The sequence below is a fragment of the Agromyces italicus DSM 16388 genome, assembly GCF_000421545.1.
Lineage (GTDB): Bacteria > Actinomycetota > Actinomycetes > Actinomycetales > Microbacteriaceae > Agromyces > Agromyces italicus.
Map to the genome: position 1 here is coordinate 115,577 of NZ_ATXF01000010.1, position 13,433 is coordinate 129,009.

Here is a 13,433-nt window from a genome sequence, read left to right on the forward strand (position 1 = left end):
AGCTGAATGCCATGGCCAGACCCCCACTCACTCTAGCCGCGTTGGCCACGGCAGCGGTGCCCGGACTCGAGGTCAGCGCCGCGCGGGCGCACACCCGACGCAGCCACGGGGCCTTCGACGCCGTCGAGTTCCGCACCACAGACGACCGCCGCCTCATCATCCGGGTTCCGCGTTCGCAGGCCGCCGAATCCGAGCAGTCGGCCGACCTCGTGGCGTTGCGCGCCCTCACGCCGGGCGTCCGCAGCCGCCTCGACTTCGCGGTGCCCTCGTTCATCGGGCAGGCGCCGATCGACGGCACGCGCGCCGTGGTCACCGAGTTCATCCCGGGGGTCGTCTCGACCGCCGACCAGCTGACCGCGCACGAGCGCCTCGCCGAGTCGGTCGGACTCGCCATCGCGGCGATCCACTCGCTGCCGACGGGATTCGTCGGCGACGCCGGCCTCCCCCGGCAGGACGCCGTGGAGACCCGCGAATCGGTGGTCGCCCTCATCGGCCGGGCCGCCGACACCGGGCGACTGCCCGCCGCGCTCCTGCGCCGCTGGGAGGAGGCCACCGACGACGACACACTCTGGCGGTTCCGCCCGACCGTCGTGCACGGCACGCTCACCGCCGATTCGATCCTGAACGACGGCGAGACGGTGACCGGGGTGCTCGGGTGGTCGGGGCTCGCCGAGAGCGACCCGGCCCGCGACCTGCACTGGCTGCTGACCTGCCGCGGTGCCGCCGCCGAGCGCGCGCTCGGCGCGTACATCGCGGCCCGCGAGGGCGGCGCCGACGCCCACCTGCCGCAGCGCGCGCTGCTCTACGGCGAACTCGAACTCGCGCGATGGTTGCTGCACGGCATCGACGAGCACGATGACGCCATCGTCGATGACGCCGTTGGCCTCCTCGACGGGTTGGTCGAAAGCGTCCACGATCATTCGAGCGAGCCGCTCTCCCCCGAGACGGGACCGATCCTCGCGGTCGACGACGTCGAGCGGCTGCTCGACGAGACCCCGCTCGATCGGCTGCCCGCCGAGCGCGGCGGTGCCATGCTCACCGACAGCTACGACTTCTCGGAACTCGATCGGCAGGCGCTTCGCACGAGCGGCGCACCGCCCATGGATGCCACGGCGCCGATCCCGCTCGATCTCAGCGACTGGGGCGACGCGGCTCCCGACGGCGCCACTGCGCCCGACGGCGACCCGGACGCGGCGACGCGCGATCACGCCCGCGGCGATGACCGCTCGACGGGCGCCCCCTCGGGCGACGTCACCGACGACCAGGCCCGCCGCAACTCCGCCTCGTCGTAGATGCGATCGGGCCTGATCACCCGATCGTCCTCGACGAAGTAGAAGACGGCATCGACGACGGCCGGGTCGACTCCCGCCCACGTCGCGTACGCGAGACGATAGAGGGCCAGCTGGGTCTGCTTGAGTTCGAGGTCGCGCGCGTCGCGCGGCGCCTTTCCCGTCTTCCAGTCGACGACCTGCACGCGAATGCCTCGCGTGCCGAGCTCCGACTCGGGGGCGATGTCGTAGACCGCGTCGAGCTTGCAGACGAACACGTTGCCGCCGATCGGGAGGTGGAGTTCGAGTTCGACGGCGGCGGGCCTGCGGTCGCCCCACTCGGAGGCGGCGAAGGTCGACTGCAGCGCGCGAAGGCGTTCGGGGGCGACCTCGCCGTGCGCCGGATCGACGCTCACGACCTCGTCGCCGTCGAGCGCGTCGCCGTGCAGCGCCTCGCCGTCGAGCGCGTCGAGATCGCGGAACCCGTCGAGATCGCCGAACCCGTCGCGATCGCCGAACCCGACGACCGGGTCGAGCGATCGCAGCTCGACCCATTCATGGAAGAGCGTGCCGATGCGCGTCGCGCGGAACGGTCGCTGGGGCATCGGCCGCCTGAGCGCGGCCGCGACGGAGAGCGGGTCGTCGACGTAGTCCTTGAATCGCGACGCAGGCACCCGCACCGGAATCTCGGGTGACTCCGCGGGCTCATGGCGGCGGCGGCGCTCCTCGAGCAGGAGCCGAAGCTCGTCGGCCAGCCGTGGACCGATGCCCGCACCGCTCGGCCGCAGCGCGGCGGCGCGCACGGCCTCGGCGGCGGCTTCGACCGCGCCGCGCCGACGGCCGAGCGGGTCGAGGGGCCACCTGACGCGCTCGGCGGTGCCGGTGCGCGGATTCTCGTCGTGCTCGGGCGCCGCGGGCAGGAGGTCGATCGACACGATGCCCGCCTGCACGAGTTCGCGGAGGAACGGGCTCGGCTGCCGCGGCGCCTTCTGCGTCGACCACCACGAACCGCTGAGCAGCAACTCGCTGCGGGCACGCGTCAACGCCACATAGGCGAGCCGGCGCTCCTCCTCTGCGTGGCGCTCGCGATTCTCCTCGGCGAACGCCGAGACGGCGGCGTCGAACTCGGCCTGACTCTGCACCCCGCGCCACTGCAGCTCGGGGAGTTCGTCGGCGTCGCCCTTGAACTCGTTCGGCAGTTCGCCGAACGCGAGCCACCCCTTCGTCGACCGGGGCTTCGACGGCACCTCCGCGTCGACCATGCGCGGAATCGCCACGAGATCCCATTCGAGACCCTTCGAGCCGTGGATCGACAGGACCTGCACCGCACCAGGCTCGGGCTCGTCCTGCCTGGGCGAGAGCCGGTCGCGCTGCTCGGCCTCGGTGAGCCACGTGAGGAACGCCCCGAGCGTCGGCTGCTCGCTCATCTCGACGAAGCCGACGAGCAGTTCGTCGAATGCCTCGAGGCTCGGCGCGCCGAGCGGCTGCGTCGCGTTCGCCACCACCTCGAGGTCGAGCAGCAGCTCCTGCTGCACGAGGCTCACGAAGTCGATGAGCCCGAGGCCCGCCCGCCGGCGAAGCGCCTGGAGCTGCGCGCCGGCGCGGCGCATGCGCGCGAGCCCGATCTCGCTGAAGCCGCGCAGCGCTGAATGCTCATCGGGTGCGGTGAGGAGGAAGTCGAGTGCATCGACGATCGAGGGCGACTCGTCGACCGCGATCGAGGCTCGGAGACCGCGCCGCACCTCGTCGGCCAGTCGCCGACTCGCGAGGTCGCGATCGGCGAGCCATTTCGCGAGCGAGCGCAGGGCGTCGAGATCGGCCGGACCGATGCGCCAGCGTGCGCCGCCGAGCACTCGCACGAGCTCCGAGCCCGCCGAGGGGTCGTGCACCACGCGAAGCACGCACACGAGGTCGGCGATGACGGGCTGGTCGAGCAGCCCCGCCATGCCGAGCACGTGCACCGGCACTCCGCGCGCGCGGAGTGCTTCGGTGAAGACGTCGACGTTGGCGAAGGTGCGGCAGAGCAGTGCGCCGCTCACCGCTTCGCGACCGCGGCCGAGGCGCTTCGCGAACCAGTCTGCGACGGAGGCGGCCTCGTCGTCGATGGTCTCGCTCCAACTCACCTCGAGGCGGCCCGGCCCCGCGAAGGGCGAGGCGCTGAGCGGCGCTTTCGGGATGCCGGCGTCGAGCGGGCCGATGAGGGTGTTGGCGGCGTCGAGCACGATACGGGGATTGCGCCAGCTCGTCGACAGGTCGTACACCGCAGCCTCGCCGCCCGCCGCGAAGTCGCGCCCGAATCGTGCCAGGTTCGCGGCACTCGCGCCGCGCCAGCCGTAGATCGACTGGTCGGGGTCGCCGACCGCCATCACGGCGTGATCGCCGAAGAGCACCGACAGCAGGCGCGTCTGCACGACGCTCGTGTCTTGATATTCGTCGAGGAGCACCGTGCGGTAGCGCTCGCGGTGCGCGGTGACGACCTCGGGGTGCCGCTCGCAGATCGCGAGCGCGAGCGAGACCTGGTCGGAGAACTCGACGAAGCCGCGCTGCTGCTTGACCGTCGCGTACGCGTCGGCGAGTTCGAGGAGGGGCGGCAACGCGCCGATGACGCCCAGCGCATCGACGAAGGAGGCGAAGTCGGTGCGCTTCCTCGGCGCCTCGATCGGCAGCCCCTCCATCTGGAGGAAGTCGCGCACCGTCACTCGAACGTCGCGGCTGTCGGCGACGTTCTCGGCGAGGGCGCGGCTGAGGCCGAGCACCGCACCGGTCACCTTCTCGAGCGAGGCGTCGAGTTCGACCAGCCGTGGGTCGGCAGCGGCGGCGACCACTCCGCGGGCGAGCTGCCAGGCGGCGGCCTCGCCGAGTACGGAGGCGTCGGGCTCGCGCCCGATGAGCATCGCATGCTCGCGGTAGATCGAGCTCGCGAAGGCGTTGTACGTGCCGACCGCCGCCGACTCGATCGGGTCGAGCGACACGGCGGCGATGCCCTCGTCGACGAGCTGCGCCACCCGCTCGCGCACGCGCTCGGCCAGTTCGCCGGCCGCCTTGCGGGTGAAGGTGAGCCCCAGCACTTCGGGCACCTCGACGTGCCCGTTCGCAAGGAGCCAGACGACGCGGTTCGCCATCGTCTCGGTCTTGCCGCTTCCTGCTCCGGCAACGACGATGCTCTGACCCTGCGGATCGGCCTCGATGACCGCGCGCTGCTCGGGCGTCGGAGCGTGCAGGCCGAGACGTGTGGCGATCTCGAGCGCGCTCAGCGCCTCGCCGCTCATGCCGAGACCGCCGGCACGAGGTGCACGCGATACTGCCAGGCGCCGAAGCGCGAGCCGAAGCCGAGCTCGGCGGGCCCGTCGAAGGAGCCGCCGGCCATCGTCTGCGCGACCGCATCGAGCCGCTCGCGGAAGAGCGCCTCGGCCTCGTCGTCGAACGGCTGCTGCGCACGCTCGGTGTAGCCGCTCCCGGAGGCGGGTTTCGCGAGGTAGACGAGCTTCGCCCCGCCAAGAGTGCCTCGGTTCGGCACCGCACCCGCCCGTGCGGCCAGCTGGTAGGCGGCGAGCTGCGGGTGAGCGGCGGTCTGCGCCGCCGTCGGCGGGGTGCGCCCGGTCTTCAGGTCGACGATGACCGTCGTGCCGTCGGCGGAGGCCTCGACCCGGTCGATCGTGCCCGTGATGCGAACCCGCCCGAGTTCGAGGGTGAATCGCCCCTCGGCCTCGAGCAGCACCTTGCCGTCGTCGGCGAAGCCGGCGAGGTAGTCGGCAGCGCCCTCGGCCATGCGCCGCGCGCCGCGCCGCTCGCGCTCGGCGACCCACCCCGCCTCGAAGCGGATCTCTCGCAGTCGCTCCTCGACACCGGCCCACAGCGCCTCGATGCTCGTGTCGCCGTCGTCGCGAGCGCCGGCCTCTTCGACCACGGCGTGCACGATCGTGCCGATCGAGGCCGCGATGCCCGACGGGGGCGACGCCACATGATCGATGAACCAACCGAGCGGGGACTCTTCGACGCGGTCGATCTGCGACGGCGAGACGGCGACCATCGCTTCGGGGTCGCCCTCGAGATCGACGAGCGGAGCAGTCGTCGAGGCCTCTGCGAGCCCGTACCAGTCGTCGGGGTGGGCACCCGGCACGCCGGCCTCGGCGAGCAGCGCGAGCGCAGCCGGGGCTTCGCCCGACGGGGACGCCATGCTCTCTCGGCGAAGCGCGCCGACGAGGCCCCGGAGGTGCAGCGGTCGACCACGCGGCGCCCGCAGCCGATCGGACGCATAGCCCATCAGCATCGAGGGCTGCTCGTCGTCGTTCGCGGTGCAGCTGAGCACGAGCTGGCGTTCGGCGCGCGAGGCGGCGAGGGCGAACAGGCGCAGCTCGTCGCTGCGGACGGCGATGCGGGCCTCGGGCACGGACTCGACGGTCGGCAACGGCGCACCCGCACGCACGGCCGCGGCGGTGCGCGCGAGGAGGCCCGCGTGCAGCAGGGTGCCGCGGGGCCGGAGGTTCGGCCAGACGCCGTCTTGCAGCCCTGCCACGACGACGACCGAGAACGCGCGGCCGATGAGCGCCGGCGGCGTCGTCACGAGCACTGTCTCGGCGCTGCGCTGCGGCGCGAGCGAGTCTTCGGGCAGCTCGCTCGCGAGCACCTCGTCGACGAAGCGCACCGCCGGCGCGTCGGGCTCGCGCTCGACGAACCGCTGCGCCGCGGCGAAGAGCGCCACTGCGGCGTCGAGCGAGCGGTTCGCCTCATCGGCGAGCACACCGGTGCCCGCCGCCTGCGCCCCCCACTCGGCGGCGAGCCCGCTGCCCTCCCACAGGGCCCAGAGCAGTTCTTCGACGGTGCGGCCGCGCGCGGCCTCGGCACGCGCCTTGGCGACGAGCTTGGCGAGCCGCGCCGCCCGCCGGGCCGGCGCCGCGTCGATCGAGTCGAAGCCGCCGGGGGCGCCGAGCGCCTCGACGAGCAGTTCGTCGCCCGTGCGGTCGCCGCCGTTCGCGAGCTCCTCGTGGCGGAGGGCGAGGCGCAGGCGACGGAGCCCGACCCCGTCGAGGCGCCCGATCGGCCCGGTCAGCAGCGCGACCGCGAGCTCGGCGGTGAGCGGCTCGCGCTCGAGCACCAGGGAGGCGGCCGTGAGCAGGGCCGCCGCGGCTGGGGCGTCGCGGAGGGCGGTGCGTGCGGCGCTGCCCGCGGTCGGCACCTCGGCGAGCGCGAGCCCTCGCTCGAAGGCGGGCACGTCGCCGCCCGAGCGCAGGACGACGGCCATCTCGGACCAGGGCACGCCGTCGAGGAGGTGGCGCTCGCGGAGCACGGCCGCCACGGCACGGCACTCGGCCGCGTGCGAGGGGGCCTCGATTCCGACGACGGGCGCAAGGGGCGCACGCGCCGGCGGGGCTGGATCGGGAACGGCCGAACCCGAACGCACCGGCGCGGCCGAGGCATCCGACGCGACCGACGCCCCGGCGACCGGGGCGACCCGGTGCGCACCGCCGAGCGCGGCACCGATGTGGGCCGTCGCCGACTGCACGACCGCGCGGAGTTCGCGCGTGCCTCGGTGAACGACCAGCAGCACGTGCCGCTCGACCGCGGCGCCGTCGAGCACGTTCGAGAGCGCGCCGAGCAGTTCGGGGCGACCGCCGCGGAAGCCGTTGCTCGCGACGTCGGGGTCGCCGATCGCGACCACCTGGACCCCGCGCGCGGCGAAGGCGCCGAGGAGCGCCGCAGTCGCCTCGGTCGCCTCCTGCGCGTCGTCGACGACGATGAGCCTGAGCCGGGCGAGCAGGCCGAGCGCAGCGGCCGCGCCGGCGTCGTCGACGCTCCGGCGCACGACGGCCGCCGCGAACGCCGCGAGTTCGGCCGAATCGAACTGATTCGGTCGCAGCTGCGCCTTCACCTCGTCGTACTCGGCGAGGAAGTCGGCCGCCGCCACCCACTCGGGGCGTTCGCAGCGCTCGCCGAGCCGGGCCAGCGTCGCGGCGTCGACGCCGTGCTCGACGGCGCGCATGAGCAGCTCGCGCAGCTCGGTGCGGAACCCTCGGAGCACCCGCACCTCGGGGGTCAGCGGGTCGGGCCACTCAGGGCCGAACCCGTCGCGGATGCCGCCGTCGAGCAGCTCGCCGACGATGTGGTCGTGCTCGGCACCCGTGAGCAGGGTCACCGAGGCACCCGTGTACGCGCGCACGAGCTGGAAGGCGATCGAGTTGGCGGTGCGGGCGAGCGGGCCGCGCGTCGTGAGGCCGAGCCGCACGGCGAGCGCGTCGCGGAGCGCGGTCGCCGCGGTGCGGGTCGCCGAGACGACGAGCACCTCGTCGCTCGAGTGGCCGAGCCGTTCGATGCGGTCGGCGACGAGCTCGATCGCGAGGCTGGTCTTGCCGCTGCCCGGCGCGCCGAAGACCGCCGCGTGACCGCCGCCCGCGAGCGTGCGGACGAGGTCTGGAACGGTTCGGGTGCCCTGCATGTCGGCAACGTTAACCCGTTCCGCCGACAGTGAACGCGACCGGCCCGGCACGGCACGATGTGTAGGGTTTGAGACACGAGCAGAAAGGCGCACAGTGGACGTTCGCATCGGCATCCAGAACTCCCCCCGTGAACTCGGGTTCGAGACCTCGCAGTCGGCCGCAGAGGTCGAGCAGGCCGTCGCGGCGGCCCTCGCCGGGCAGTCTCCGCTCCTGAAGCTCGCCGACGACAAGGGCACGGTCTTCGTCGTCCCCGCCGCAGCGCTCGCCTACGTCGAGATCGGCTCGGAGGAGTCGCGTCGCGTCGGTTTCGTCGCCTGACGATGGAGCTCCTCTTCGTCACCCTCGGCGGTGCGATCCTCGGCATCGCCGCGCACTTCGCGCTGCCGTACCGTCAGATGCGCGGCGTCGCGCTCGTGCCGTCGATCGGGGCGGCCGTCGCCGCCGTCGTGTGGGTCGGCCTGACCTGGCTCGGCTGGGCATGGGACGGCGGCTGGATCTGGGTCGTCGCGCTCGTCGCGGCAGCGGTCGCCTCGGCGGCGGCCGCGTATCTCATCGGGCCGGGCCGGCAGAAGGCGGATGCCGCGCTCTTCGAGCGCCTCTCCCGGCCGGGCGTGAACCGCGCCTGAGCCTGGCGTCATCCGCGCCTGAGCGGGGCGTTCGGGCGCGGCCGTCTCAGGCGGTGAGCCCGAGCGCGTCCATCCGTCGCGTGTGCTCGGCGATCAGCTCGGTGAAGACCGGTTCGACCCGGTCGCCGGCGCTGCGATCGGTCGAGTCGGAGGCGCGCAGCGCCGATCGGGCGATGAGCAGGGTGTCGCCGACGATGCTCCGACCCCACAGGGCGAGGCGATCGGCGAGTCCGGGCTCCGCCTCGATCGCCGCACGCAGTTCGGCGTCCAGCACCTCGCCGATGCCGCCGCCCGCGAGGATTCCGCGGACCCGGGCACCGAGCACCGCGGGGAGTCCCTCGGCGAGACGCGAGAAGTAGTCGTCGAGCATGCCCGAGGTGACGTGCACGCCGAGCAGCAGCTCGTGCCAGTCGGCGCCGGCGGTCGACTCGCCGAGTCGATCGGTCGCCGGTGCGAACGGCACCATGACCGCCTCGGGTTCGACACCGAGGTGGCGCAGTTCGGCGATGAGCTCGTGGTGCCGGCGGAGGGCGACGCCCGCCGCGGCGCTCAGCCCCTCCTTCGAGCGCATCGACGGCGCACCGATCACCGCGGTCGAGAGGCTCTCGAAGAACTCGAGCTGGATGTACGCGGCCTGCCCGAGGAACGGCACCGGTTCGGGCACGAGCTCGGTGAAGTCGACCTTGGTGACCTCCGTGGGGGCGACCCGGGGTCGCAGCCGCGGAAGCTCGGGGCGCGCACCGCGCCTGCTGGACCAGAACACCACGCAGACAGCCTATCCGAGGCGCACAGGGACTCTCCGATAGGGTGTAAGGGCATGCGGACATCGGAGCCGCGGCCGTGCGCCCGGGGTTGAAGTCGAGGCGCACCTCACGACCTTCATTCTCGAAGCACGACCGACAGGCAGATTTGTGACCACTTTCACCGAGCTCGGCATCGCGTCCGACATCGTCGACGCCCTCGCCGGGAAGGGCATCATCGATGCCTTCCCCATCCAGGAGCAGACCATCCCCCTCGCCCTCTCCGGGCAGGACATCATCGGCCAGGCGAAGACCGGCACCGGCAAGACCTTCGGGTTCGGCCTCCCGCTGATCCAGCGCCTCGGCGACGACCCCGCGCACGGCGTCAAGGCGCTCGTCGTCGTGCCGACCCGCGAACTCGCGGTGCAGGTGACGGAGGACCTCGAGCTCGCCACCTCGAACCGGCCCACGACGATCGTCTCGATCTACGGCGGCAAGGCGTACGAGGGTCAGATCGAGCAGCTCAAGGCCGGCGCGCAGATCGTCGTCGGCACCCCCGGGCGTCTCCTCGACCTCGCGAGCCAGCGTCTCCTGAACCTCGGCGAGGTGCAGGAGATCGTGCTCGACGAGGCCGACAAGATGCTCGACCTGGGCTTCCTCGCCGACATCGAGAAGATCTTCTCGAAGGTGCCGGCGGTGCGTCACACGATGCTCTTCTCGGCGACCATGCCCGGGCCGATCGTCGCGCTCGCGCGCCGCTTCATGTCGAAGCCGATCCACATCCGTGCGAACGACCCCGACGAGGGCCTCACGCAGGCGAACATCAAGCACCTCGTGTACCGCGCGCATTCGCTCGACAAGGACGAGGTGATCTCGCGCATCCTCCAGGCCGAAGGTCGCGGCAAGACGGTCATCTTCACGCGGACGAAGCGCGCGGCGGCCAAGCTCGTCGAGGAGCTCAACGACCGCGGATTCAACGCCGCGGCGGTGCACGGCGACCTCAATCAAGACCAGCGCGAACGCGCGATGGCGGCGTTCAAGGCCGGCAAGAAAGACGTCCTCATCGCGACGGATGTCGCGGCGCGCGGCATCGACGTCGATGACGTCACGCACGTGATCAACCACACCATCCCCGACGACGACAAGACGTACCTGCACCGCGCGGGCCGCACCGGCCGCGCCGGCAAGACCGGCATCGCCGTCACGTTCGTCGACTGGGACGACCTGCACAAGTGGGCGCTCATCAACCGCGCCCTCGAGTTCGGGCAGCCCGAGCCGACCGAGACCTACTCGTCGAGCCCGCACCTGTTCAGCGACCTCGACATCCCCGCCGGCACCAAGGGGCGTCTGAAGCCCGCCGCTCCCGCGGCGAGCGCGACCCGTTCGAGCACCGCCGGCCGGAGCGAGCGCGTCGAGCGCCGCGACGGCGGCGAGCGCCGCGAGGGTGACGGCGAGCGCGCCCCGCGCACCCGCAACCGACGTCGCACGCGCGCCGGCGAGCCGACCTCGGGCGAGTCGGCCTCGCCCGAAACCTCGAGCGAGACCCCCGTGGCGAAGGAGCCGGGCACCGGCACCCACGACGGCAAGGGGCACGAGCACCACGACGGCAAGCCGGCTCCCCGCCGTCGCCGCCGCCGCGGCGGCGCCGGGCGCAGCGGCGCCGCGGGTTCGGCCTCGACCGCGCCCCAGGCCTGACGGGCCCCGCGACCACTCGTACCCGCGTGACGCTCGAGGCGCCGCACGCGGCACCCCGAGCGCGACCAGCCGACGCACGACGGGCGATACTGCGCGAGCGTCGTGCGGGCGGGTGGATCGTTCGGATGCCGCGGAGCTCGGAGCGCCGCGTCGGTGGCGGCGAGCGCGTCGTTGCGGTACGGGGAGAGCAGGTCGATCGCCTCGGGCCACTGCGGTGAGAGGATCGGCAGCCCGAGCAGCGCGGCCGCCGAATACGCGGTGAAGATCGGTCGCGCGAGCGAGAGGGCGGCCGCCCTCGTGAGTTCGGCGTGGCGCTCGCGAGGGAGCAACGGCGCCTCGCCCGCTCGGCGGTCGACGCCGACCCGGACGCTTGGAGTCGACCTGCCGCGATGTCGGCCGCAGCTCGCTCTCGCGGCCGTGCGCAGCCGCATCGCGGGCGAGCACGAACCGGTGCGTTCCGTCTGTGAACGAGGATGCCATGGCGACATGCTCGTCCTGAGATGCCGGCGCAGGCTCCGCCGAGACACTCCGGGGGGGACGAGAGCCCGGCTTGGGTCGGTGGAGGAGGAGTGGGCACCACGATCGAAGACGGAATCCGCAACCGAGCCACGAATGAACGGGGTTCGATCGCCGAAAGCTGCTTCAGTCGAGAAGCGAGGCTCGATCGCGCGACCCGGGCAGCACCAGCTCCGACCCGCGCCCTTCGGCGATGAGCTGACCGACGATGTCGGGGGCGGTGCGGCACTCCCCGAGTCGATTCGTCTTGCCGGTGCCGTGGTAGTCGCTCGAGCCGGTGATCGCGAGCCCGAACCGCTCGGCGAGCTCGCGCAGCCGGGGCTTCGCGTCCTCCTGGTTCTCGGGGTGGTCGACCTCGAGCCCGAAGAGCCCGGCGTCGACGAGCTGCGCGAGCCGCGCCGGCGGCACGATCCGCTCGGCGCCGCGGGTGCCGGGGTGCGCGAGCACCGGCACTCCGCCCGCCCCGCGGATGAGGCGAACCCCGGTGAGCGGGTCGGGTGCGTAGTGCGGCTGCGCGTACCCCGCACTCGGGTGCAGGATTCCGGAGAACGCCGCCGATCGCGTCTCGACGAGCCCGCGCGCGACGAGTGCGTCGGCGATGTGCGGGCGGCCGATGGTCGCGCCGTCGGCGGTCTGAGCGAGCACATCGTCCCAGCTGAGGTCGTAGTCGCGGCCGATGCGGCGCACGATCTGCTCGGCACGGGTGAGGCGCGACTCGCGGATGCGCGCGGTCTCGGCGAGGAGCACCTCGTCGAGCGGGTCGATGAGGTAGCCGAGCAGGTGCACGCTCGCGAAGCCCTCGCGGGTCGACAGCTCCATGCCCGGAATGAGGGCGACACCCGTCTCGGCGACCGCGGCCGCCGCCTCGGCCCAGCCGCCCGTCGAGTCGTGGTCGGTGAGCGCGATGCCCCAGAGCCCGGCCGCGGCGGCCTGCCGCATGAGCTCGGCCGGCGCCTCGGTTCCGTCAGACACCGTCGAGTGGGTGTGCAGGTCGGCTTCGCCTGGAACGGCGGGGGCATCTGACATCCCCCCATGCTATCGACGCCCCATGCGGCCGACCTTCGCGGATCGGCCTTCGCGTGAGGCTCACCGGGCGTTCCCAGAGTCGGTGCACCTAGTGTGGGTGGAATGCTCCCCCGCATCCTCGGCTGGGCCGTCGTCCTCGGCACCGCCGCCGTCGCGCTCGTGCTCGTCTGGCCGCAGGCGTTCGGCCTGCAGAACCAGTGGATCGCGGCGCACGTGGTCGCGCTCCGTGGAGTGGGTGCGGTCTGCGGTGCCGTCGTCGCGGTGATCTTCGCGCTGCTCGCCATCCCCCGTCGCGCGCGCCGCTTCGCAACCGCGATGGCCGTCGTCTTCGCCCTCTTCGCGGGCGGCAACGTCGCGGTGCTCGCGGTGCGCGGCACAGGCAGCACGGATGCCACGGGCACGACGCCGCCCGATTCGGTCACCGTGCTGGCGTGGAACACGCTCGGCGAGGTGCCCGACGCGTCGACCATCGCGGGCCTCGCACTCGACGAGGGCGCCGACGTGGTCGTGCTGCCCGAGACGACCGACCCGCTCGGCGAGGAGGTCGCGATCGCGATGCGCGAGGGCGGGTCGCCGATGTGGGTGCACACGCTCGCGTACGACGACGTGGCGAAGGCGCGATCGACGACGCTGCTCATCAGCCCCGAGCTCGGCGACTACGAGGTCGTCTCGGCCGAGGCGCCCGGCCCGCCCGGCAACACGAACACCCTGCCGAGCGTCGTCGCCGAGCCGGTCTCGGGCGACGGCCCGCGCATCGTCGCCGTGCACGCGGTCGCGCCGATCCGCTGGGAGCTGCGCAACTGGCGCAGCGACCTCGACTGGCTGGCCGAGCAGTGCGCCGGCGAGAACGTGATCATGGCGGGCGATTTCAATGCGACCGTCGATCACTTCGCCGGTCGCGGCGTCGAGGGCGGTGACCTCAGCCGGTGCCGTGATGCCGCGGTCGCGGCCGGCTCGGCCGCGCTCGGCACCTGGCCGACCGACCTGCCCGAGCTGCTCGGCAGCCCGATCGACCACGTGCTCGCGACGCCCGGCTGGACGGTGGATCGCTTCGAGGTGATCGGCACGCTCGACGACGCGGGCAGCGACCACCGCCCGATCGTCTCGACGCTGACTCGAGCGGGTTGA

Annotated in this window: 9 protein-coding genes; 5 read left to right on the top strand and 4 right to left on the bottom strand. The window is 72.9% G+C overall.

Annotated features, from left to right (window positions below; all coding sequences use genetic code 11):
* The first annotated feature begins 41 nt into the window (after window positions 1-41).
* Window positions 42-1,292 carry a phosphotransferase gene (locus H516_RS20515; RefSeq protein ID WP_211217106.1) on the top strand — a complete coding sequence of 417 codons (1,251 nt, stop codon included), beginning with the start codon at window positions 42-44 and terminating at the stop codon, window positions 1,290-1,292.
* Here H516_RS20515 and H516_RS20520 read toward each other — a convergent pair.
* Together H516_RS20520 and H516_RS0115370 are read right to left on the bottom strand one after the other, a co-directional pair.
* On the bottom strand, window positions 1,205-4,537 hold the full coding sequence (locus H516_RS20520) for an ATP-dependent helicase (protein WP_022890596.1): 3,333 nt from the start codon (window positions 4,535-4,537) through the stop codon (window positions 1,205-1,207). The two genes, H516_RS20515 and H516_RS20520, sit on opposite strands and share 88 nt — an antisense overlap.
* Complete coding sequence (locus tag H516_RS0115370; RefSeq protein ID WP_022890597.1) at window positions 4,534-7,701, bottom strand: UrvD/REP family ATP-dependent DNA helicase; 3,168 nt, start codon at window positions 7,699-7,701, stop codon at window positions 4,534-4,536. The genes H516_RS20520 and H516_RS0115370 overlap by 4 nt, the downstream gene beginning before the upstream one ends.
* Before the next feature lie 94 nt (window positions 7,702-7,795).
* Between H516_RS0115370 and H516_RS0115375 the strand changes: the two genes are divergently transcribed.
* Entirely contained in the window at window positions 7,796-8,020 is a 225-nt protein-coding gene (locus H516_RS0115375; RefSeq protein ID WP_026378876.1) for a DUF3107 domain-containing protein, read from the top strand.
* Window positions 8,021-8,022: 2 nt separating this feature from the next.
* Window positions 8,023-8,328 carry a hypothetical protein gene (locus tag H516_RS0115380; protein ID WP_022890599.1) on the top strand — a complete coding sequence of 102 codons (306 nt, stop codon included), beginning with the start codon at window positions 8,023-8,025 and terminating at the stop codon, window positions 8,326-8,328.
* Between the two features lie 46 nt (window positions 8,329-8,374).
* Here H516_RS0115380 and H516_RS0115385 read toward each other — a convergent pair whose 3' ends face one another.
* Complete coding sequence (locus H516_RS0115385; protein WP_022890600.1) at window positions 8,375-9,094, bottom strand: ferritin-like fold-containing protein; 720 nt, start codon at window positions 9,092-9,094, stop codon at window positions 8,375-8,377.
* A gap of 145 nt (window positions 9,095-9,239) precedes the next feature.
* Here H516_RS0115385 and H516_RS0115390 point away from each other — a divergent pair, with 145 nt between their 5' ends.
* Window positions 9,240-10,763: a DEAD/DEAH box helicase gene (locus tag H516_RS0115390; protein WP_022890601.1), complete on the top strand. Its 1,524-nt coding sequence runs from the start codon at window positions 9,240-9,242 to the stop codon at window positions 10,761-10,763.
* Window positions 10,764-11,405: 642 nt separating this feature from the next.
* On the opposite strand, the gene H516_RS0115395 is transcribed toward H516_RS0115390, so the two are convergent.
* Window positions 11,406-12,305 carry a PHP domain-containing protein gene (locus H516_RS0115395; RefSeq protein ID WP_022890602.1) on the bottom strand — a complete coding sequence of 300 codons (900 nt, stop codon included), beginning with the start codon at window positions 12,303-12,305 and terminating at the stop codon, window positions 11,406-11,408.
* A gap of 102 nt (window positions 12,306-12,407) precedes the next feature.
* Here H516_RS0115395 and H516_RS0115400 point away from each other — a divergent pair, with 102 nt between their 5' ends.
* Window positions 12,408-13,433 carry an endonuclease/exonuclease/phosphatase family protein gene (locus H516_RS0115400; protein ID WP_022890603.1) on the top strand — a complete coding sequence of 342 codons (1,026 nt, stop codon included), beginning with the start codon at window positions 12,408-12,410 and terminating at the stop codon, window positions 13,431-13,433.

What these genes read in the sequence shown, in the direction of transcription:
- H516_RS0115395 (WP_022890602.1), bottom strand. Translation starts at nt 12,305, where the DNA reads ATGTCAGATGCCCCCGCCGTTCCAGGCGAAGCCGACCTGCACACCCAC.
- H516_RS0115400 (WP_022890603.1), top strand. Translation starts at nt 12,408, where the DNA reads ATGCTCCCCCGCATCCTCGGCTGGGCCGTCGTCCTCGGCACCGCCGCC.
- H516_RS0115380 (WP_022890599.1), top strand. Translation starts at nt 8,023, where the DNA reads ATGGAGCTCCTCTTCGTCACCCTCGGCGGTGCGATCCTCGGCATCGCC.
- H516_RS0115370 (WP_022890597.1), bottom strand. Translation starts at nt 7,701, where the DNA reads ATGCAGGGCACCCGAACCGTTCCAGACCTCGTCCGCACGCTCGCGGGC.
- H516_RS20520 (WP_022890596.1), bottom strand. Translation starts at nt 4,537, where the DNA reads ATGAGCGGCGAGGCGCTGAGCGCGCTCGAGATCGCCACACGTCTCGGC.